Raw genomic sequence first — 18,210 nt, 5'->3', positions numbered from 1 at the left:
AAAAAAATCATAGTATGGCTAATATGTATAAGCTCTATTAAAAGATAAAATTAATAGGTATGTTTAAAGTAGGGTTCTCATAGATTGTAGTATAAGAACTATAGTCAGGAGGATCCACATGTATAATCCCTCTCATAATTTAATTATTGGGCATATAAAACGCCATACAACGATTTATGTATTTACAATTATTCTTTTTCTGACAGGTATCGTATTCGGAGCTATCTTAGTAAATAGTATGGATTTTGTGCAAAAACAGAATTTATTCTTTTATTTAGAACGTTTTTTTACGCAGCAGACAAATGATGGTGAAGTGATCAGCCGGCAGGATATCTTTATTAGAAGCCTTCTATATCATATAAAGTATCTTTCTTTTATGATTTTATTGGCACTGAGCATGATTGGACTTCCTATTATCTGGATTATGGTATTTATGAAAGGATTTGTTGTCGGTTTTTCAGTTGGATTTATGGTAAGCCAGCTACAGGGCCAAGGGCTACTATTGTCAGCTATATCCATTGCCCCTCAAAATCTATTAATTATACCTATCTATATTATTGCTGGAAGTGTATCGATGATATTTTCTATAGGCTTATGGCAGAAATTATTTTTTAAGCATCATCATCAGGAGATTCTGCCGCCTTTTATCCGGTTGCTAATTATTTTTGCAATCTTAATGGTATTTACTGCTTTAGCAGCATTAATGGAAGCTTATCTGTCCAATACGCTAATGTTAGAATGGATTAAAAGATATAATGGATAATAATTGAATAAATCCTTCCATCACTTTACCTTATTTGCTTATATCTTGCTAAGAGACTACATTTATAATATAATAACCAATATTAGTTTGTAATGATTATTATTAATAATTGAGAATACTCTTTGACACATGGAAGATAGATGCATATAATGAAGATGTAAAGTGAGGGAGGCGACTATCCATGGAACACCGGATTGAAAAGATAAAAAAACAGCTACATTCGCATAGCTACAAATTAACTCCCCAGAGGGAAGCTACGGTTCGAGTGCTTCTGGAAAGAGAAGACGATCACTTAAGCGCGGAGGATGTTTATCTTCTTGTAAAGGAGAAATCACCGGAAATTGGTCTGGCAACCGTTTATCGTACATTAGAATTATTATCTGAATTAAAAATAGTAGACAAAATTAATTTTGGCGATGGTGTATCAAGATATGATTTGCGCAAAGAAGGCGCAAAGCACTTTCACCATCATTTGGTTTGTATTGAATGTGGCTCTGTTGAAGAAATTGAGAATGACTTATTAGGTGAAGTAGAACAAATTGTTGAAAATGATTGGGGCTTTGAGGTAAAGGATCATCGATTAACCTTTCATGGGATTTGTCGCCAATGTCAGGCCGCAGCCGTAAAAGAAGATGTTCAAAAAGCAACCCCATAATCAGATTAAAACCTTTTTCAAATAGAGAGAAAGGTTTTTTTATTTGGGAAAAATACTTACATAAATAAGAATAGAAGCTGCTTTATTTGCACTATCTTAAGGGTGCAGCGATTTCGCCGATATAGCAACCAGATTAAAATATGTGGCAGCATCTGTTTGTTGTGCTGCCGTATATTTTAATCTGGAAAAAGATGAATAATTTACCGGATATATCTTTTTAGAATCCGATCTACACTGGCTCCATAAGCTTCTCCAAACATATTTAAATGAACAAGCAAGTAGTAAAGCTGATATATCGGCTTTACATCCTCATAATAATCCTCTAATGGCAGACTTTCTTTATATTGCGTATAAAAAGTATCTGAAAAGCCGCCAAAAAGCTCAGTAAAAGCAAGCTCGAATAAGTGATCTCCATACAATACAGAAGGATCAATGAGATAAGGTTTTCCTCCATGCCCTGTTATCCAATTGCCTCCCCATAAATCGCCGTGCAATAAAGAAACCCGTGGCTGATTTGGTAGATATTTATCTAAATCAATTATCAATGTTTCCAGTTTTAAGCGTCTTTTTTGATTCATCCGGTTGAACTGCACAGATAAATCTAGTTGCGGCTGTAGACGATGACCGCAGAAATAATTAACCCAATCATTATGCAAACCATTTGTCTGAGGAAGTTTTCCAATATAAGTTGATTTATCTAATCCATATTGAGCGGGCCCGTAAGTTAAATGCATAGAAGCCAGCTGAATCCCTAATTGCTGTTCCGTCATTGCCGTTTTTTCACCCTGAATCCATTCCATTATCAGCACCATCTCCTGATTTTTGGAGGATTTGTCATAGTAATAAACTTCCGGAACAGCGATTGTTTCTGTTGAGCGTATTTTTTCAAGACCATCAGCTTCCACCTGGAAGAAATCATCGGCAGTATTCTGATTTGCTTTTACAAAGTATTCTTGTTTTTCGGTTTTTACATAATAAGCCCGGTTAATATCTCCGCCGGAAACGGGAGTCATTGTTTGAATAGACGAGTTGTCACCAATTTGTTTTAATTTTTCTTCCATCATCTGTATGACCTCCTTTTTCATTTTATTATCTCATCGGGTTAAACAATGTAAAAGTGTTTGTAGTTTAACTCTGGTTCCAACCATTGTATAATATTAACAGAAGAAGCTGTCTTATTTTTTTGCCGCCTTCATCTTTTTCTAGTATTTTTGAAATTGTTTTTTGCATATTCTAACTGTATAAGTGTTTGATTACAATACAAAGTAATAACAGGCATTTAGAGACAGGGAGGTCGGAATATGGAGAAACATTTTAAAGAGGCTGTTAAAATATTTATTTTGTTTATGATAGGCGCCTGCTTTTTTACGGTATGTTTACATTATATATATAAAGAGTTTCAAGAAATACATCGTTATGATTTACCGGAAGGACCGGCAGTTAAGGTGACGAACGAGGAGGCTGACTGGTTTCCATTTGATATTTTGAAAGGAGAATAGATATGTTGAAATATGCTTTAGAAGATTTCTATCATTTTCTACGGGTAGAAAGAGGGCTGTCGGATAACACGATGACCTCTTATCAAAGAGATCTTACTGCTTATGAAAAACAATTGACAAAAATAGGATATAACGAATGGAATGACATCAGCCGTAATGATATTATGCGTTTTTTATATGAATTAAAAGACAGCGGTAAGTCAACTGCTACAATTTCCAGGCATATTTCTTCAATCAGATCCTTTCATCAGTTTTTAATACGGGAAAGAATTGCTGATACAGATCCCAGTCTTCACATTGAGACGCCGAAAAAAGAGCGGAAGCTGCCGGATACCCTTTCTCAGGAGGAAGTAGAAAAGTTATTGAGCATTGAGACAACAACACCACTGTCGTTGCGTAATAAAGCTATGTTAGAATTATTATATGCTACAGGACTGCGGGTATCTGAAATGATAGGTTTAAAATTGGAAGATTTACATTTAACGATGGGTTTTGTGCAATGTATGGGGAAAGGTTCAAAAGAAAGAATTGTTCCTTTGGGAGATACAGCCAAAATTGTTTTAGAGGAGTATATGCAAACCGCAAGAAAAGAGCTTGTGAAGAAAAATAAGCAGGAAAATGCACTTTTTGTAAATCAGCATGGCCGGCCTTTAAGCAGACAAGGCTTCTGGAAAATTTTAAAAGGGCATGCGATGGAAGCGGGAATACACAAAACCATCACGCCGCATACATTAAGGCATTCCTTTGCAACGCATTTATTGGAAAATGGCGCAGATTTAAGAATTGTGCAGGAAATGCTGGGACATGCAGATATATCCACTACGCAAATTTATACACATGTGACGAAAGCAAGATTAAAAGATATTTATCAAACTTACCATCCCAGAGCATAATTTCAGGTTAAGAATGGAGTTGTTGAATATCGAAAAGCTTTTCAAATAAAAGAAATTCCTTTATCCTTATGTTGTCAGACATCTAACGTCTATAATAATTATCATACTGAGCACTTGTTTCGGGAATATAGTACATAGGAGGTAGATATAAATGAAACAATTTAAACGTGTATTTTTAATTGTCATGGATTCAGTTGGAATCGGAGAAGCTCCAGATGCAGAAAAGTTTAATGATTTAGGATCAGATACGTTAGGGCACATTGCAAAAGAGATGAATGGGCTGGATATGCCGACTATGGGCAGCTTAGGTTTGAGCAATATCCGTGAAATCAAAGGAATTGCTCCGGCAGACAAGCCGAAAGCACATTTTACAAAAATGCAGGAGGCTTCTAATGGTAAAGATACAATGACTGGCCATTGGGAGATCATGGGACTCCGCATCGATCAGCCGTTCCGGACATTCCCGGATGGCTTTCCGGATGAGCTTATTCAAGAGCTGGAAGAAAAAACAGGCAGAAAAGTAATTGGCAATAAGCCGGCCTCCGGTACAGAAATATTAGTAGAGCTCGGAAAAGAGCATATGGAAACCGGCAGTCTGATTGTCTATACGTCAGCAGATTCTGTATTGCAAATTGCAGCACATGAAGATATTGTTCCAATTGATGAATTATATCGGATTTGCGAAATTGCCAGAGAGCTTACACTGGATGAACGTTATATGGTAGGACGTATTATTGCCCGCCCGTTTGTTGGAGAGCCCGGTGCTTTTGAACGTACTTCCAACCGTCATGATTATGCATTAAAACCTTTTGGACGTACTGTAATGAATGAATTAAAGGATGCTGAAATTGATGTCATTGCGCTTGGGAAAATTTCTGATATTTATGATGGAGAGGGCATTACAGAGGCAGTCCGTACAAAGGATAATGACGACGGCATGGTAAAATTAAGTGACTCCATGAAAAAAGATTTCACCGGCTTAAGCTTCCTTAACCTTGTTGATTTTGACGCCAAATACGGGCACCGCAGAGATCCAATCGGCTATGGACAGGCATTGGAGACTTATGACAAACAGCTTCCGGAAATACTCGAACAGTTACAGGAGGATGATTTGTTAATTATTACAGCTGATCATGGAAATGACCCGATCCACCATGGAACGGATCATACACGGGAATATGTACCGCTTATTGTTTACCATACAAACATTGAGGAAGGCAAGGAACTTCCTATACGGACAACTTTTGCTGATATAGGCGCAACAGTTGCTGATAATTTTAATGTTCCTTTACCTGAGCATGGTACAAGCTTTTTAGACGATATAAAAAACTAAAAGAGAAATATTCATTGTAATATAGGAAGGATGGTTAGCATGAATACTGTAGAGATTATAAATAAGAAAAAATATGGTAAAGAATTATCCTACGAAGAAATCGAACATATTGTAAATGGGTATGTTAATGATTCCATACCAGATTATCAAATCTCAAGCTGGCTTATGGCTGTTTATTTCCAGGGATTAAATAGTGATGAAACATCCGCCCTTACAGATTTAATGGTTAAGTCTGGAGAGACAATTGATTTATCCTTTTTAAATACAACTGTTGTTGACAAACATTCTACCGGCGGTGTAGGGGATAAGGTAAGTTTAATTGTTGCACCGATAATTACTTCTTTAGGAATTCCTTTTGCAAAAATGAGCGGACGCGGACTGGGGCATACCGGCGGTACAGTGGACAAGCTGGAAGCGATTAAAGGATTTCATACAGAGCTGCCATTGCAAAGATTTAAAGATCAGGTGAAAGAGCTTGGTATTGCATTGGTAGGTCAATCAGGAAATTTAGTACCAGCCGATAAAAAGATTTACGCATTGAGAGATGTAACAGGTACAGTAGATTCGATTCCTTTAATAGCGAGTTCAATAATGAGTAAGAAAATTGCTTCGGGTGCGGATGCAATTGTCCTGGATATTAAAGTCGGCAACGGTGCTTTTATGAAAACAGAGGAAGAGGCAAAGAAGCTGGCTGAAACAATGGTCGCTATCGGGAAAAAGTTAAATCGGGAAACAGTCGCTGTGTTAACCAATATGGATCAGCCGCTCGGATCAGAGATCGGAAACGGAAATGAAGTGTTGGAAGCGGTAAAATTATTGCGTGATCAGGAGTATAGGCAGGATTTATATGATGTATCCGTAGAAATAGCAGCACAAATGGTTTTCTTAGCTGGAAAAGCAACTACCGAAGAACAAGCCAGAAAGCTTGTTAAAGAAGTCATTCAAAGCGGAGAAGCTTATGAAAAGTTTGTAACCTTTATTGAAGCGCAGGATGGTAAGATGGACAGTATCCATGAAATGGAGGCTAAACAATCTATTGATGTAACTGCGGAACAAGCGGGATATATCGCTTCTATAGAAACACAGCAAATAGGGGAAGCCGCTATGCTTCTCGGTGCCGGCAGAAAAACAAAGGATGATCAAATTGATCATCAGGTAGGAATCACTTTCCATGTAAAAACAGGCGATAAGCTGCAGGCAGGCGATAAACTTGCAACAATCCACACTAATATGGAAGATAATGACGCTGTTATTAAGAAAATAAAGGATGCCATTACGTTATCGGATCATCCTGTTCAAGTAAAATCAAGTGTTATTGGTATTGTTAATTGAAAATAAGTGCATTAAAAAGAGATTTAGAAGATATTTTTTTCTGAATCTCTTTTTTATTGCACCAGGAAATTATAGAATTATTGCCTTGTTAAAATGGATTGGTCGCCCATTGTGCGGACTGCTTAATAAAGATACGCTGATTTAATTTTAATTGGGCTACCATATACTCTGCTATGTCCTCAGGCTGCATAAATTTATCTTCATTTTTTTCCTCCAGTTTATCGCCAAATGCCAGCTCAGTAGCAACTAAGCTTGGGTTCATGGTAAACACGCGGATATTTTCTTTGCGAACTTCCTGCATCAGAGCCTCTGACATACCCTGAATGGCAAATTTGGAAGCACTGTAAGCAGTTGACCCTGCAGTTGCTTTTAATCCGTTGCTTGAGGAAACATTAATAATATCTCCTTTTTGTTTGCTTACAAGGTGTGGAAGAACTTCTTTTAAAACATGGTATGTTCCAAAAACATTCACTTCAAAAATATGCTTCCAGACTTCCTCATCCATATCCTGAAAATTGCCGTAATCACTTATTGCTGCGTTATTTATTAATATATCAGCTTTCCCTAATTTCTGTTCAAACTGCTGAACAGCTGTTTTTACTTGGTCAGGCTTAGAAATATCTGCACTGCAGATAGCAATCTTCACGCCGTATGTTTCCAGCTCCTGCTGCGTTTCTTCAAGGTTTTCTTTTCTTCTGGCAATTAATCCGAGATGAACGCCTTCTTTGGCAAATTGATGTGCAGCTGCTCTGCCAATTCCGCTGCTTCCCCCTGTGATATATGCAATTTTACCGCTGATGTCCTGTCCCATATATAAATCTCCCTTCTTTATCTAATCTAGTTTCAGTATAGGGTAGAGTTTATCGAACAACAAAAAAGATGCTCCAATTTATATATTTCAAATTAAAAATAGTATGAAATAAAGCCAAAATGGAAATCCTAAAAGTATTATTGTGATTTGGAGGGAAGCAGTATGAAGCGACTAATCGTATTGATGATTGGATTACTTATCGGAACGACATTTTTCAACTATTCAACTGTTTTAGCGAATGAAGAGAATAAAGAAAAAACAAGCTTAGCTGAGGATGCTTTATCGGGAGTTTTAATTGAACAAAATACAGGTACAATTCTGTTTGACAAGGATGCACACGAACAATTACCACCGGCCAGTATGACAAAAATAATGACCCTGCTTTTAATTATGGAAGCGTTGGAAAACGATAAAATTTCCAAAGAGGATATTGTTGTTGTAAGTGAATACGCCGCTTCGATGGGAGGATCTCAAGTTTTCCTGGAGGCCGGAGAAGAAATGTCTGTAAATGATTTAATAAAAGGGATAGCAATTGCTTCCGGAAATGATGCCAGTGTTGCAATGGCAGAAACTATTGCAGGAACAGAAGAAGAATTTGTCAGTAAAATGAATAAAAAAGCAGAAGAACTTGGGCTTAAGGATACTCATTTTGAAAATACCACCGGGCTTCCGGCAGACAATCATTACAGCAGTGCTTACGATATGGCTGTTATGACAAGAGCATTATTACAATATGAAGATATTACGAACTATACGTCTATCTATGAGGATTATTTACGCCAGGGGGAAGAAAATGAGTTCTGGCTTGTGAATACAAATAAGCTGATTCGTTCCTATCCAGGTGCAGACGGCATGAAAACAGGCTATACAAATGAAGCGAAGTATTGTCTGACTGCTACAGCAAAGCGGGATGATATGCGGGTGATTGCGGTTGTTATGGGTGCTGAAACACCGAAAGAGCGCAATAAAATGGTATCAGGATTACTGGACTATGGCTTCCAAAGCTATCATACAAAGCAGCTTTTTGCCAAAGAAGAAACGGTGATGGAGCTGAACCAAATAAAAGCAAAGCCTCAAAGCTTTGATATTGTTACCAAACAGGATGTTCACAGCCTTCATAAAAAAGGAGAAGAAGAACCGTCTGTAACAACAGAAATTTCTATTCAGGATGATTGGAAATTTCCAATTAAAAAAGGAACTGTTGTCGGGGAGCTTATTGTCAAAGAAAATGATAAGCCTTTATATACTACACCACTGATCGTTAAGGAAGATATTACACAAGCATCTATTCCTGAATTAACAAAACGAACATTGCAAAAAATGGTGAAAGCAGCCGATTAATACGTATTTCCACTTCTTTTGTCGAGTAGCAGGAAATAGTCATTTGTTTAGAGAATTCCTTATATAAGGATGTTCAAAAAGCTGTTAAAAGCAATAGCTGGAAAAGAATTTCCCGGATTTTTTGGACAGGTATTTCAAGCAAAAGGAAACTATTTCACAACAAAGAGGAGGAGCATTGCACATGGGATTACAGACTGAATTTGAAGTAAAAGGCGATGTGCTGATTGTACGTATGCAAGGTGAATTGGATCATCATGAGGCAGAAGGATTAAGAGATACGTGGAAAGATTGGATTTATATGCATTCCATTAAACATATCATCTTAAACCTAAAGGGAGTAAGCTTTATGGACAGCTCTGGATTAGGTGTTGTTTTAGGGCGCTACAAAGAGGTTGTTCAATTAGGGGGAGAGATGGTTCTGTGCTCTGTAGCTCCTTCCCTGCACCGCCTTTTTGATATGTCAGGCTTTTTCAAAATTATTCGTTTAGAGGAAGATGAAGAACGTGCACTTCAAGGCTTGGGGGTGACATCATGAAAAATGAAATGTCTATTTCTTTTTCCAGTGTAAGTGAAAATGAGGCTTTTGCCAGAGTAGCTGTGGCATCTTTTGTCACACAATTGGATCCAACGATGGAGGAATTAACAGAAATTAAAACGGTGGTCTCTGAAGCAGTAACCAATGCTATTATTCACGGCTATGGAAGTGAACCCCATCATAAGGTCTATATCGACTGCGTGCTGTATGATGGGGAAATAGAGCTGACCATACGCGATGAAGGACAAGGCATTTTGAATATTGATGAAGCAAGGGAACCTTTATTTACATCAAAGCCAGAAATGGAACGATCCGGCATGGGTTTTACAATTATTGAAAATTTCATGGATACCGTGGAAGTCATTTCTGCTCCTGAAAAAGGGACTTCCGTTTATATGAAGAAGCAATTATCAAAATCAAAAACGGTATACAACTAAAAAATCAATGGTGAATATTCATAAAACGGAGGAAAGAGAGCAGCTTTCCAATGAGCAGGTAAAGAAAATGATTCAATTAAGCCAGTCTGGTGACAATGAAGCAAGGGAAGAGCTTATCCGTCGAAACGTCCGGCTTGTCTGGTCAGTTGTTCAGCGGTTTGTAAATCGCGGGTATGATCCAGATGACTTATTTCAAATTGGAAGTATCGGGCTGATCAAAGCAGTTGATAAATTTGATCTGTCTTATAACGTAAAATTTTCTACCTATGCCGTTCCCATGATTATTGGCGAGATACAGCGTTTTATTCGTGATGACGGCAGTGTAAAGGTCAGCCGGTCTTTAAAAGAGATGGGGAATAAAATTCGCCGGAAACGGGAAGAAATGTCGAAAAATTTAGGGCGTTCTCCATCTATTAATGAACTTGCAAAAGCTTTAGAGCTGGAACCGGAAGAAATTGTGCATGCACAGGAGGCTGCGAAATCACCTCAGTCCATTCATGAAACGGTCTATGAAAGTGATGGAGACTCCATTACTTTATTAGATCAAATCGCCGACCAGGATTCCCAATGGTTTGAAAAATTATCCATTCAAGAAGCTGTTCGTTCTCTCACTGAACGCGAAAGATTGATTATTTACTTACGCTATTATAAAGACCAGACGCAGACAGAGGTAGCGGAAAGACTCGGGATTTCTCAAGTTCAGGTTTCCAGGCTGGAGAAAAAGATTTTAGAAGATATGAAAAAAAATATGGATGCCGGGTAACAGGTATATAAAGCTTATCTGTGTTAATCACACAGATAAGCTTTTTTGTTGTGAAACGATTTGAGTTTAAGGCTTATAATTTGCTTTCTTTTAACAAATACTAGTTGTTAAAGTGTGTGTTTAAAAAGTAGATAATGGTTTTCGGTGGAGCGATTAATCCCAAAAGCCCTTCGGTGAGACGAGTAACCGCAAAAGCTTTTCGATGGGACGAGTAACCGCAGTCCCAGTCCCAGTCCAATTGGAAGAATGAAGTCAACTAAAGAGTTCACGGCTTATCATTGGAACTTTTTGAACATCCTCTTAAAGAAATCAGATGCAGGGAGGGCTTTGATTATGACAGAGCTTGTCTATATAAGAATGCGGAAGAAAGTGATTCTGGAGCAGTGGCAAGAGCTCAAATTAAAAGAAATTGCTTATATATCCACACATTCGGACAAGAAAGAATTACTGGAAAATACACCTATTTACCGGCTGTCTAAAAAAGATAAAAGTATTTTAGTAATTGACAGCTTTTTAATCATTGACCACCTTACAAAAAAATATACAAATTTTGAATTTCAGCTGCTGGGACCAGAACAGACTCTTATACAAATCGAACCGCGTAAAAAGCAGGCCCACCCATTGATTATTACATTTGTCTGGCTGCTTCTGTTTGTAGGTTCGGCAATGACCATTATGAACTTTCATTACGATGTAAGTATGCAGCCCGTTCAGCAAAAACTGCATTTTATCCTGACCGGTATAGAAAATAAATATCCTCTATGGATTCAAATTCCCTACTCTATAGGTCTTGGGTTAGGAACAATTCTTTTTTTTAACCACTGGTTTAAAAAGCGTTTTAATGAAGAGCCGAGTCCGTTGGAAGTAGAGATTTTCAATTACCAGCAGGATTTACAGCAATATATTAATACAATGGAAAATGAGTTAAATGATCCTGGAAATTCTTCTTAATATCCTGCAAGTTTTTATCGGATTCAGTGGCGGTATTGCTGTTGGGGCAGGATTTGTTGCTTTTATTACGGTGTTAGGGATAATCCCCAGGCTGATTCAATTGAGTAAGACAGAAAAGTATATAAAAGCCTATGGAGCAGCAGTGATAATAGGAATGTTAATCGGAGCTTATTTCTCATTTGCCCCGATTTCAACATCACAGTCTGTTTTTGCTTTAATACTGTGGGGGCTGTTTCACGGCATTTTTAACGGAATGCTGGCTGCAGCATTAACAGAAGTATTAAATGTTTTTCCTATTCTCACGCGGAGGATAGGGATGGGAAGCTATGTAATTTTATTCATGATGGCATTGATGCTCGGCAAGGTATTTGGCTCATTATTTCAATGGATCTATTTTGTCCGGTAAAGGCAGAAACATTAATAACTTCCTGATGGCGATGTAACCGTCTAAATCAAGGCTTTAGAACAATGAAATGATAAGTGTGAGATTAATTCGAGATAACATTCAGAAGGTGATAGTATGCAGACAGGCAAAGAAAAGAAGATATCCATTTCTCCTCATATTGAAGATACGTATGCATATATGGAAAAAAGGGTGGGTTTAAAAGAATCGTATGATTTAGGATATAGAGAAACAGTGGTCCTGAATCGACGTATACAGATGTATTATGTGAATGGTTTGACGGATACATCAGTTGTACAGGAAATTTTAAAAGTGATGGTGGAAGTCAATGATAATGAATCGGAAAGTGACAAGATTGGAGAAATCATTGAGAATAGATTAGTCCATCAGCAAGTAGAGCATGTTTCGACTATGGACGAAGCTGTTGATGAGGTATTAAGCGGGCTCATTGCTGTATTTATTGATGGAAAGGATTATGCGCAAATTATTGATGTGCGTAATTATCCAGGAAGAACGCCGGAAGAACCGGATACAGAGAAAGTCATTCGCGGTTCCAGAGACGGGTACACAGAAAATATTGTAGAAAATACAGCACTTACCAGAAGACGTCTGCGTGACGAAAAATTGCGGAATGTCATGTTAAAAGTGGGTGAACGCTCAAAGACAGATGTATGTCTCACTTATATTGAAGATGTAGCTAACCCTAACTTAGTAAAGCACTTAAAAAATCTGATAAATAAAATTGAAGTAGACGGGTTATCTATGTCGGATAAATCATTGGAGGAATTTTTACTAGTTAAAAAATGGAATATCTACCCTCTGGTGCGATATACAGAAAGACCGGATGTAGCGACAAGCCATTTATTAGAAGGCCATGTCATTATTTTTGTTGACACTTCTCCCAGTGCTATTATTGTTCCGACAACTTTTTTCCACCATATGCAGCATGCTGAGGAATACCGGCAAGTGCCAGCAATCGGTACATGTATCCGGTTTATCCGGTTTCTCGCTGTATTAGCAGCTTTATTTCTATTGCCGACCTGGCTGCTATTTGCAGTCGAACCATCCTTGCTGCCGGAAAAATTAAGCTTTATCGGTCCTAATGACGAAGGGAATGTACCGATAACTGTTCAGATTATCATTGCAACAATTGGGATTGAATTTTTAAGAATGGCAGCGATACATACCCCGACACCTCTATCGACAGCGATGGGGTTAATTGCAGCTGTTTTAATTGGAGAAATAGCTATTGAAGTCGGGTTGTTTTCGCCGGAGGTTATTTTATACATTTCAACAGCTGCTATTGGGAACTATGTAACACCAAGCTATGAGCTAAGTGTTGCGAATAAAGTTATTACGGTATCTCTTGTGCTTGCCGTGGGCTTATTCGGACTACCGGGATATATGATTGGAATCACGCTTTATATTTTATTTATCGTTCAAATCAGATCTCTAAGAACACCTTATATGTGGCCTTTACTTCCTTTTAATTTAAAAGCAATGAAGCATATTATACTCCGTATACCGATTCCATATACAAAGCATCGTCCCAGTATTGTGCACCCGCGTAATAATTACCGGCGCCCTTAAGAAAGCATAGCGGACATTACTTTTAAAATAAAATTTTTTTATTTACTCCACTTTTGCACCTTAAAAAATAACTTGCTTATCATGGAGACATGTGTTGATCGTTCCTTCCGCCTATCTCTTGACAAAGCATAAACTCTAGCTAGAAAGAAGGTAATGTGTGAGGCCACCGCTGCGGCGGACCGTTTTGCTTTCCTAGGGGCACGCTCTTCAGCTAACTTTTGCCAAGAAGAGCACTTGGCAAAAGTGGATCTTCAGATGGTGCTAATCCCTCAGGAGTCAAAACGGTCCGCCTCCGCTGGAAGGGGATTTTATACTGTTTAATACAACGGAGCCAATAGAAATTAGACCGGTAAAAAAAATATTTTTCGTGGTGCATATAAAAATGTCCTGTCACGATTACTTTCTGTCCATTTAGGCTTTCATTATTCACTGTGTTGTGATAAAGTATTTTATTATTTGAAATAATGGGGGAAAAAGAATGATACTTGATGCACACCCCTTTAACGTAAATACAAAGGGACATTTAGAAATTGGCGGTGTTGATACCATCCAATTAGCGGAAAAATACGGGACACCTTTATACGTCTATGATGTGGAAATGATCCGGAACCATGCCAGAGCCTTTGTTCAAGCATTTCGTGATGCAGGAGTCCATGGAAAAGTTGCGTATGCCAGCAAGGCTTTTTCTACAATTGCTATGCTTCAGGTGGCAAAGCAGGAAGGATTATGCTTAGATGTTATTTCGGAAGGTGAATTATATACTGCGCTTCAAGCAGACTTTCCAACTGAAAAAATTCATATGCACGGCAATAATAAGAATGAAAAAGAAATTGCTATGGCGGTCGAACATGAAATAGGATGTATCGTTATTGATAATTTTCATGATATTGAATTGTTAGACCTGGAGCTTTTGAAGCAGGAGAAAACAATGGATGTTTTAATTCGGGTGACTCCTGGAGTCGAATCGGAAACACATAAATATATAATGACTGGAAATGAGGATTCCAAATTCGGCTTTGACCTTCAAAATGGGCAGGCAGAGGAAGCTTTAAAAAAGCTCCAGGGGCATCCCAGGATTTATTTAAAAGGTCTGCATTGCCATATCGGGTCACAAATATTTGAAACAGATGGATTCCGGGTAGCAGCAGATATCCTTTTTGCTAAATTAGCAGCATGGAAAGAAGAATACCAATTTGAATCAGAGGTTCTTAATTTAGGCGGCGGCTTCGGAATTCGTTATACAGCAGGCGACACCCCATTACCGCTGGCAGAGTATGTAAAAGATATGATTCAAAGCGTCGGACAAAATTGTCAAAAATATAATATGAAATCCCCGGAGATTTGGATTGAGCCGGGAAGATCTATTGTAGGTGATGCTGGAATCACGCTGTATACAATAGGTGCTAATAAGAACATTCCTGGTGTAAGAGAATATTATTCCGTTGATGGCGGTATGACAGATAATATCCGGCCGGCGCTGTATCAATCAAAATATGACGCAGTTATTGCTAATCGTCCGGAAGCAAGCCCTGAAAAGGAAGTTTCTATCGCGGGAAAATGCTGTGAGTCCGGTGATATGCTTATTTGGGACTTACCAGTACCGCAAATTCAAGATAAAGATATACTGGCTGTTTTCTCGACCGGGGCCTATAATTACTCCATGGCCAGCCACTATAATCGTTTAACAAAACCGGCAGTTGTTTTTATTGAAGGCGGGCAGGATCATCTTGTTGTCAAGAGAGAAACCTATAAGGATATTGTCAAAAATGACTTGTCTTATGAGGGAATAAAGAGCTTTACTTAAACCAAATAAGTGGTAAAATAAAGTATAATTGTTTTTAGAAGGAGATTTGCCCAAATGAAAAAAGGTTACATTGAAATGGAAAACGGTAATAAAATTGAATTTGAATTATATCCAGAGGAAGCACCAGGAACTGTAGCTAACTTTGAAAAATTAGCGAATGAAAAATTTTATGATGGGTTAACTTTTCACCGTGTAATTCCCGGTTTTGTCAGCCAGGGCGGCTGTCCAGTAGGTAATGGTACAGGCTCTGCAGGATATACAATTAAATGTGAAACAGAGGGCAACCCGCACAAGCATGAGGAAGGTTCTCTGTCTATGGCACATGCCGGAAAAGATACAGGAAGCTCTCAATTTTTCATCGTGCATGAACCGCAGCCGCATTTAAATGGTGTTCACACCGTATTTGGAAAAGTAACATCTGGTATTGAGTTAGCAAAAGCAATGTCAAACGGTGACGTAATGAAAGAAATTCGCGTAGAAGGATAATAAAGATTTGCAGAGGGATGATGGCCTTAAGAGAAAAATAGCAAGAAAACGTACTATTGTTGTCCTTTATAAAGGGGAACGAATTAGTCCGGTAATCTATTTTTTCAGGGCTGCATCTCTTTTTTAATATGTTCTGCCATTTTATGCAAATTAAAAATGGTACTTTTCATTATACTGGAAATGCGTTATACTTTCAGAGTAAATATTGATTGGAATTTACGAGAATTACCATACAAGAAATTTTAATGAGGGGTAATTATGTTAATTCGCTTTAAAAGAAACTTAGAAAAGATTGCTATGGGTTTATTGTCATTTATGCCCGAGGAAAAAGATGTGAAGAAATTGCAAGAAACCATTCGGGAGTATGAAGAAAATGATGGTTGGCATTTGCATTTATGGAAAGAAGACGATGATGTTCTTGGAGCAGTAGGAGTACAAATTACGAATGACAATCAGTTGGTTATTAAGCATCTTACCGTGAATCCTTCACACAGGGATCAAGGGATAGGGTCACGAATGATTGCAGAAATTCAACGTATTTATTCGGATAAATACGATATTGTGCCTGCTGAAAGTGTCAAAGCTTTTTATGAGAAATCGTTAGATGGATTGTAAGATGGAGTTTTACTTGATTAAAGTTGAATGCAGAAAAGCCAACCCATATATGGGTTGGCTTTTCATTCGTTGCTACTTCTATTTATTTCACTTTATTTTTAGAACCAAGCAGCTCCAACAATTACTAATAAAATAAATAGAACAACGATTAAAGCAAAACCGCCTGCGTAACCACCTGAATATCCACTCATTTTATTTCCTCCTTTTTAGTTCAATCCATAAATGTTTTGTGCTAACATTTATATTACGTTATAACTTATGTAAGCTAAGCAAAGAGTGTATGGGCTTTTGCAAATATTTTAGTCTTTTTTTTAGGTTAAGTGACTGAAAGGGTGTTGAATAAGGCCGGTAAAGCTGACTTTTAATCAGCTTCTAACACATTGTTTTACTACGCTTGAGAGGAATTACAGCGATGATTCAAGGATATGAAGTTAAACTGGAAACATTTGAAGGTCCTTTGGATTTATTACTTCATTTGATAAACCAATATGAAATCGATATTTATGATATTCCTGTTGCCCAAATTACGCAGCAGTATATGGATTATATTCACACCATGCAGTATTTGGAACTAAACGTTGCCAGTGAATATCTGGTGATGGCATCTACACTGCTTGCAATAAAAAGTCAGATGCTTCTTCCCAAACAGGAATTGGAAGAGGATGAAATGGATGAAGCATATATGGACGATCCGCGCGAAGAACTGATGCAGCGCTTAATTGAATACCGGAAATACAAAGAAGCTGCCGAAGCATTAAAGGAAAAAGAAGCTGCCGAGCAGCAGGTGTATACACGTTCGCCGGTTGTTTTTGAATTTAAAGATGTACCGATCGAAAATACGAACACTGGAAATGTATCTGTATTTGATATGATTAATGCTTTGAAAAAAATGATGCAGAGAAATCAATGGAAAGAACCGCAGGATACAGTTATTCAACGAGCTGATATACCGATAGAAAAACGGATGGAAGAAGTGTTACAGCAGGTTATAAATAGTAAAGATGGAGTATTATTTCACGCCTTGTTTCCTGTTCCGACCAAATCATATATCGTAACAACATTTGTAGCTATTTTAGAATTGATGAAAAAAAGACAAGTATATGCGATGCAAGAACAGCATTTTGAAGAATTATATGTTTATAAGATGGAGGAATAGTCGTGGAACGAGAGCATTTAAAAGGGGTTGCAGAAGGTCTTCTGTTTGCCGGCGGAGATGAAGGGATAACTGTAAGTGAACTTAGCAGCATCCTTGATACTTCTTTAGATGAGGTTCGCAAAATTATTGATGAGCTTCAAACGGACTACAAAAAGCAGAGTCGCGGTCTGATGATTCTGAATGCTAATGGAATGCTCAGCCTGACAACCAAACCTGATCATAACGCGTATTTTAAGAAATGGGTTATCCAGCCAAAGCCTAATAGAATGTCTCAGGCCGCGTTAGAAACATTGGCGATCATTGCTTATCAGCAGCCGATAACGAGGGCCGAAATTGATGAAATACGCGGTGTTCGCAGTGAAAGACCACTGCAAACATTAATTTCACGGATGTTAATAGAGGAGTGCGGAAGAAAAGAAACCGTGGGCAGACCGATACTTTTTCGGACAACAAAGGAATTTCTTACTTTTTTTGGCTTGTCCGCCATAGAAGAGCTGCCTGAATTGGAAAGTACGCTGGATTCCGAAACAGATACATCGGATGTCGATTTATTTTTTGACCGTTTTCAGGATGAATAATGTAGATTAGAAGACCTTATGGATGAGTAATGAATACTTATCTATAAGGTTTTTTTAGGCGTAAAGAAATATCGGCCGGGGTGCAGTTGTCCGGCTTTCAGCGGCAGGTGCTGTTTCTATTTCTCGCAATTTCCATACCTTTCCTTCCTTCATTTTTATCATAACAGCTTGTTTCACGCATATAAATAAATTAGAAATATTTATCAAGTTCACCGTCGGGTAAAGAATTTGATGAAGTTCTGGACATAAAGCTGTGTTTTATGAG

At 37.9% G+C, this 18,210-nt stretch carries 21 protein-coding genes; 18 read left to right on the top strand and 3 right to left on the bottom strand.

Features of this window, described 5'->3' with window-relative positions:
• The first annotated feature begins 118 nt into the window (after window positions 1-118).
• Both spoIIM and fur read left to right on the top strand, forming a co-directional pair.
• The gene (spoIIM, locus tag BN1068_RS11990) at window positions 119-763 is read left to right on the top strand and encodes a stage II sporulation protein M (RefSeq protein WP_077603090.1); all 645 of its coding nucleotides are present in this window, start codon (window positions 119-121) and stop codon (window positions 761-763) included.
• 181 nt (window positions 764-944) lie between these two features.
• Window positions 945-1,418 (top strand): ferric iron uptake transcriptional regulator, encoded by a 474-nt coding sequence (fur, locus tag BN1068_RS11985; RefSeq protein ID WP_077603089.1) that lies wholly within the window; start codon window positions 945-947, stop codon window positions 1,416-1,418.
• 200 nt (window positions 1,419-1,618) lie between these two features.
• Here the strand turns inward: fur and BN1068_RS11980 are convergent, their stop codons facing one another.
• On the bottom strand, window positions 1,619-2,482 hold the full coding sequence (locus BN1068_RS11980; protein ID WP_368483282.1) for a fructosamine kinase family protein: 864 nt from the start codon (window positions 2,480-2,482) through the stop codon (window positions 1,619-1,621).
• A 237-nt stretch (window positions 2,483-2,719) separates the two neighbouring features.
• Between BN1068_RS11980 and BN1068_RS11975 the strand changes: the two genes are divergently transcribed.
• From BN1068_RS11975 to BN1068_RS11960, 4 genes are all read left to right on the top strand, one after another.
• Window positions 2,720-2,917: a DUF4227 family protein gene (locus tag BN1068_RS11975; protein ID WP_077603088.1), complete on the top strand. Its 198-nt coding sequence runs from the start codon at window positions 2,720-2,722 to the stop codon at window positions 2,915-2,917.
• A 2-nt stretch (window positions 2,918-2,919) separates the two neighbouring features.
• Window positions 2,920-3,810, top strand: a complete 891-nt coding sequence (gene xerD / locus BN1068_RS11970) for a site-specific tyrosine recombinase XerD (RefSeq protein ID WP_077603087.1) — start codon at window positions 2,920-2,922, stop codon at window positions 3,808-3,810.
• Between the two features lie 151 nt (window positions 3,811-3,961).
• The gene (gene deoB, locus BN1068_RS11965; RefSeq protein ID WP_077603086.1) at window positions 3,962-5,143 is read left to right on the top strand and encodes a phosphopentomutase; all 1,182 of its coding nucleotides are present in this window, start codon (window positions 3,962-3,964) and stop codon (window positions 5,141-5,143) included.
• Between the two features lie 39 nt (window positions 5,144-5,182).
• The gene (locus BN1068_RS11960) at window positions 5,183-6,475 is read left to right on the top strand and encodes a pyrimidine-nucleoside phosphorylase (RefSeq protein WP_077603085.1); all 1,293 of its coding nucleotides are present in this window, start codon (window positions 5,183-5,185) and stop codon (window positions 6,473-6,475) included.
• An 88-nt stretch (window positions 6,476-6,563) separates the two neighbouring features.
• Here BN1068_RS11960 and BN1068_RS11955 read toward each other — a convergent pair whose 3' ends face one another.
• Window positions 6,564-7,286: a 3-ketoacyl-ACP reductase gene (locus tag BN1068_RS11955; RefSeq protein ID WP_077603084.1), complete on the bottom strand. Its 723-nt coding sequence runs from the start codon at window positions 7,284-7,286 to the stop codon at window positions 6,564-6,566.
• 162 nt (window positions 7,287-7,448) lie between these two features.
• Between BN1068_RS11955 and BN1068_RS11950 the strand changes: the two genes are divergently transcribed.
• The 10 genes from BN1068_RS11950 (at window position 7,449) to BN1068_RS11905 (ending at window position 16,211) form a co-directional block, all read left to right on the top strand.
• Complete coding sequence (locus tag BN1068_RS11950) at window positions 7,449-8,627, top strand: D-alanyl-D-alanine carboxypeptidase family protein (protein ID WP_077603083.1); 1,179 nt, start codon at window positions 7,449-7,451, stop codon at window positions 8,625-8,627.
• A gap of 181 nt (window positions 8,628-8,808) precedes the next feature.
• Window positions 8,809-9,162 (top strand): anti-sigma F factor antagonist, encoded by a 354-nt coding sequence (spoIIAA, locus tag BN1068_RS11945; protein WP_077603082.1) that lies wholly within the window; start codon window positions 8,809-8,811, stop codon window positions 9,160-9,162.
• Window positions 9,159-9,599 carry an anti-sigma F factor gene (gene spoIIAB / locus BN1068_RS11940; RefSeq protein ID WP_077603081.1) on the top strand — a complete coding sequence of 147 codons (441 nt, stop codon included), beginning with the start codon at window positions 9,159-9,161 and terminating at the stop codon, window positions 9,597-9,599. Before spoIIAA ends, spoIIAB begins: the two co-directional genes overlap by 4 nt.
• A gap of 7 nt (window positions 9,600-9,606) precedes the next feature.
• Entirely contained in the window at window positions 9,607-10,362 is a 756-nt protein-coding gene (gene sigF / locus BN1068_RS11935; protein WP_077603080.1) for an RNA polymerase sporulation sigma factor SigF, read from the top strand.
• Window positions 10,363-10,695: 333 nt separating this feature from the next.
• A complete protein-coding gene (locus BN1068_RS11930) occupies window positions 10,696-11,313 on the top strand; it encodes a stage V sporulation protein AA (RefSeq protein ID WP_077603079.1) in 618 nt (205 codons plus the stop codon).
• Entirely contained in the window at window positions 11,291-11,719 is a 429-nt protein-coding gene (locus tag BN1068_RS11925) for a stage V sporulation protein AB (RefSeq protein WP_077603078.1), read from the top strand. Before BN1068_RS11930 ends, BN1068_RS11925 begins: the two co-directional genes overlap by 23 nt.
• Before the next feature lie 114 nt (window positions 11,720-11,833).
• On the top strand, window positions 11,834-13,306 hold the full coding sequence (locus BN1068_RS11920; protein WP_077603077.1) for a spore germination protein: 1,473 nt from the start codon (window positions 11,834-11,836) through the stop codon (window positions 13,304-13,306).
• A 478-nt stretch (window positions 13,307-13,784) separates the two neighbouring features.
• The gene (lysA, locus tag BN1068_RS11915; RefSeq protein ID WP_077603076.1) at window positions 13,785-15,110 is read left to right on the top strand and encodes a diaminopimelate decarboxylase; all 1,326 of its coding nucleotides are present in this window, start codon (window positions 13,785-13,787) and stop codon (window positions 15,108-15,110) included.
• A gap of 54 nt (window positions 15,111-15,164) precedes the next feature.
• Window positions 15,165-15,596, top strand: coding sequence for a peptidylprolyl isomerase (locus BN1068_RS11910; protein ID WP_077603075.1), 432 nt, complete (start codon window positions 15,165-15,167; stop codon window positions 15,594-15,596).
• A gap of 258 nt (window positions 15,597-15,854) precedes the next feature.
• Entirely contained in the window at window positions 15,855-16,211 is a 357-nt protein-coding gene (locus BN1068_RS11905; protein ID WP_077603074.1) for a GNAT family N-acetyltransferase, read from the top strand.
• 98 nt (window positions 16,212-16,309) lie between these two features.
• On the opposite strand, the gene BN1068_RS11900 is transcribed toward BN1068_RS11905, so the two are convergent.
• A complete protein-coding gene (locus BN1068_RS11900; protein WP_077603073.1) occupies window positions 16,310-16,402 on the bottom strand; it encodes a YjcZ family sporulation protein in 93 nt (30 codons plus the stop codon).
• 221 nt (window positions 16,403-16,623) lie between these two features.
• Here BN1068_RS11900 and BN1068_RS11895 point away from each other — a divergent pair, with 221 nt between their 5' ends.
• Together BN1068_RS11895 and scpB are read left to right on the top strand one after the other, a co-directional pair.
• Entirely contained in the window at window positions 16,624-17,367 is a 744-nt protein-coding gene (locus BN1068_RS11895; protein ID WP_077603072.1) for a segregation/condensation protein A, read from the top strand.
• Window positions 17,368-17,369: 2 nt separating this feature from the next.
• Complete coding sequence (scpB, locus tag BN1068_RS11890; protein ID WP_077603071.1) at window positions 17,370-17,945, top strand: SMC-Scp complex subunit ScpB; 576 nt, start codon at window positions 17,370-17,372, stop codon at window positions 17,943-17,945.
• Window positions 17,946-18,210: the final 265 nt, after the last annotated feature.

This window comes from Oceanobacillus sojae, assembly GCF_900162665.1.
Lineage (GTDB): Bacteria > Bacillota > Bacilli > Bacillales > Amphibacillaceae > Oceanobacillus > Oceanobacillus sojae_A.
Note: the sequence above shows the minus strand (reverse complement) of the source record. Positions and strands in the feature narration are given on the sequence as shown.

What these genes read in the sequence shown, in the direction of transcription:
- BN1068_RS11905 (WP_077603074.1), top strand. Translation starts at nt 15,855, where the DNA reads ATGTTAATTCGCTTTAAAAGAAACTTAGAAAAGATTGCTATGGGTTTA.
- BN1068_RS11980 (WP_368483282.1), bottom strand. Translation starts at nt 2,482, where the DNA reads ATGATGGAAGAAAAATTAAAACAAATTGGTGACAACTCGTCTATTCAA.
- BN1068_RS11900 (WP_077603073.1), bottom strand. Translation starts at nt 16,402, where the DNA reads ATGAGTGGATATTCAGGTGGTTACGCAGGCGGTTTTGCTTTAATCGTT.
- deoB (WP_077603086.1), top strand. Translation starts at nt 3,962, where the DNA reads ATGAAACAATTTAAACGTGTATTTTTAATTGTCATGGATTCAGTTGGA.
- BN1068_RS11975 (WP_077603088.1), top strand. Translation starts at nt 2,720, where the DNA reads ATGGAGAAACATTTTAAAGAGGCTGTTAAAATATTTATTTTGTTTATG.
- BN1068_RS11950 (WP_077603083.1), top strand. Translation starts at nt 7,449, where the DNA reads ATGAAGCGACTAATCGTATTGATGATTGGATTACTTATCGGAACGACA.
- sigF (WP_077603080.1), top strand. Translation starts at nt 9,607, where the DNA reads ATGGTGAATATTCATAAAACGGAGGAAAGAGAGCAGCTTTCCAATGAG.
- BN1068_RS11920 (WP_077603077.1), top strand. Translation starts at nt 11,834, where the DNA reads ATGCAGACAGGCAAAGAAAAGAAGATATCCATTTCTCCTCATATTGAA.
- spoIIM (WP_077603090.1), top strand. Translation starts at nt 119, where the DNA reads ATGTATAATCCCTCTCATAATTTAATTATTGGGCATATAAAACGCCAT.
- BN1068_RS11930 (WP_077603079.1), top strand. Translation starts at nt 10,696, where the DNA reads ATGACAGAGCTTGTCTATATAAGAATGCGGAAGAAAGTGATTCTGGAG.
- spoIIAB (WP_077603081.1), top strand. Translation starts at nt 9,159, where the DNA reads ATGAAAAATGAAATGTCTATTTCTTTTTCCAGTGTAAGTGAAAATGAG.
- BN1068_RS11895 (WP_077603072.1), top strand. Translation starts at nt 16,624, where the DNA reads ATGATTCAAGGATATGAAGTTAAACTGGAAACATTTGAAGGTCCTTTG.
- BN1068_RS11910 (WP_077603075.1), top strand. Translation starts at nt 15,165, where the DNA reads ATGAAAAAAGGTTACATTGAAATGGAAAACGGTAATAAAATTGAATTT.
- BN1068_RS11955 (WP_077603084.1), bottom strand. Translation starts at nt 7,286, where the DNA reads ATGGGACAGGACATCAGCGGTAAAATTGCATATATCACAGGGGGAAGC.
- xerD (WP_077603087.1), top strand. Translation starts at nt 2,920, where the DNA reads ATGTTGAAATATGCTTTAGAAGATTTCTATCATTTTCTACGGGTAGAA.
- BN1068_RS11925 (WP_077603078.1), top strand. Translation starts at nt 11,291, where the DNA reads ATGATCCTGGAAATTCTTCTTAATATCCTGCAAGTTTTTATCGGATTC.
- spoIIAA (WP_077603082.1), top strand. Translation starts at nt 8,809, where the DNA reads ATGGGATTACAGACTGAATTTGAAGTAAAAGGCGATGTGCTGATTGTA.
- fur (WP_077603089.1), top strand. Translation starts at nt 945, where the DNA reads ATGGAACACCGGATTGAAAAGATAAAAAAACAGCTACATTCGCATAGC.
- BN1068_RS11960 (WP_077603085.1), top strand. Translation starts at nt 5,183, where the DNA reads ATGAATACTGTAGAGATTATAAATAAGAAAAAATATGGTAAAGAATTA.
- lysA (WP_077603076.1), top strand. Translation starts at nt 13,785, where the DNA reads ATGATACTTGATGCACACCCCTTTAACGTAAATACAAAGGGACATTTA.